This window comes from Pseudomonas sp. K5002, from assembly GCF_013386655.1.
Classification (GTDB): Bacteria; Pseudomonadota; Gammaproteobacteria; order Pseudomonadales; family Pseudomonadaceae; genus Aquipseudomonas.
The window spans coordinates 1-1208 of sequence record NZ_JACARK010000197.1; the positions used below are offsets into that span (position 1 = coordinate 1).

The following is a 1208-nucleotide window of genomic DNA, read 5'->3' on the forward strand; positions in this document are numbered from 1 at the left end:
GTCCCGCCGGGTTCGCCGTCGTCGTTGCTGCGGTATTGATCGCCGAGTTTCCAGGCCCAGCAGTTGTGCGTGGCGTTCAGGTCGCTGTGCTGGTCGATGAAGGCCTGGGCGTCCTGGGGGCTGCTGATCGGGGCGGCGAGGGTAATGAAGCGGCTTTTGCGAATTTCTTCGCGAAACTCGCAAAGGCCGGTAAGCGTGAAAGGCATGGGTAACTTCGTTTAGAGGGCCGGCTTGATGCCACAGCCTTTGAGAATGATGTGGATAAGGTTGGTGCCGGCGTCTTCCATGTCCTGCTTGGTCAGCTTGGTGCGCCCGGTCACGCGGCAGATCTGGGTGGCAAAGTCGGCGTAATGCTGGGTGCTGCCCCACAGCAGGAAGATCAGGTGCACCGGGTCGATAGGGTCCATCTTGCCGGCGTCGATCCAGGCCTGGAATACCGCCGCACGGCCGCTGAACCAGGCGCGGTAGTCCTGGCTGAAATATTCGGTCAGGCACTCACCGCCGCTGATGATCTCCATCGCGAAGATCCGCGAGGCTTGTGGCTGGCGCCGGGAGAATTCCATCTTGGTGCGGATATAGCGGGTCAGGGCGGCCGCCGGGTCATCCTCGGCGGTCAGGGTGTTGAAGGTGCTGTCCCACAATTCGAGGATGTTGCTGAGCACCGCGATGTACAGGCCCAGCTTGTTGGTGAAGTAGTAGTGCAAGTTGGCTTTCGGCAACCCGGCACTCGCCGCGATGGTGTTCATGCTGGTGCCTTTGTAGCCATGACGGGCGAACTCGTCTTCGGCGGCCTGCAAAATCGCTTGTTCGTTCTTTTGGCGAATGCGGCTTGCAGGTTTTCCGGCGTGGTTGCTGTGGGCAGGAACTTCGAGGCTCATGGAGGTTTCCGTGCAGATCGATGAAGGCGACGTGTGCACAGATAACCCACCCTCAAGCCCCAGACAAGTCCCGATACGATAAAACCCTTAAAGCGGCTCCAGAGTGTCGCTTTCCAGGGTCCGGTTTGCGGCATCCACGGGAGCCTTGGCTTCAGGTAGCAGCAGGCACAATACGATGGCGGTCAGGCCGCCGCTGGTGATGGCCGAGTCGAACAGGTTCTGCACCAGGGTTGGCATCAGGTGCAGCAGGTTCGGTTGCGCCGCGATCCCCAGGCCGACGCCGAACGAGGTGGCGATGATCAGCATGCTGCGCCGATCCAGCGGGGCCTG

2 protein-coding genes and 1 pseudogene are annotated in these 1208 nt (G+C 61.0%); all 3 read right to left on the reverse strand.

Annotated elements, in window-relative coordinates:
• A partial coding sequence (locus HX846_RS11160; RefSeq protein ID WP_178965391.1) for a YigZ family protein occupies positions 1–206 on the reverse strand: 206 nt, incomplete at its 3' end.
• A 12-nt stretch (positions 207–218) separates the two neighbouring features.
• The gene (locus HX846_RS11165) at positions 219–878 is read right to left on the reverse strand and encodes a TetR/AcrR family transcriptional regulator (protein WP_003211175.1); all 660 of its coding nucleotides are present in this window, start codon (positions 876–878) and stop codon (positions 219–221) included.
• A gap of 87 nt (positions 879–965) precedes the next feature.
• Positions 966–1208 (reverse strand): annotated as a pseudogene (locus HX846_RS11170) (xanthine permease XanP); the annotation flags it as partial.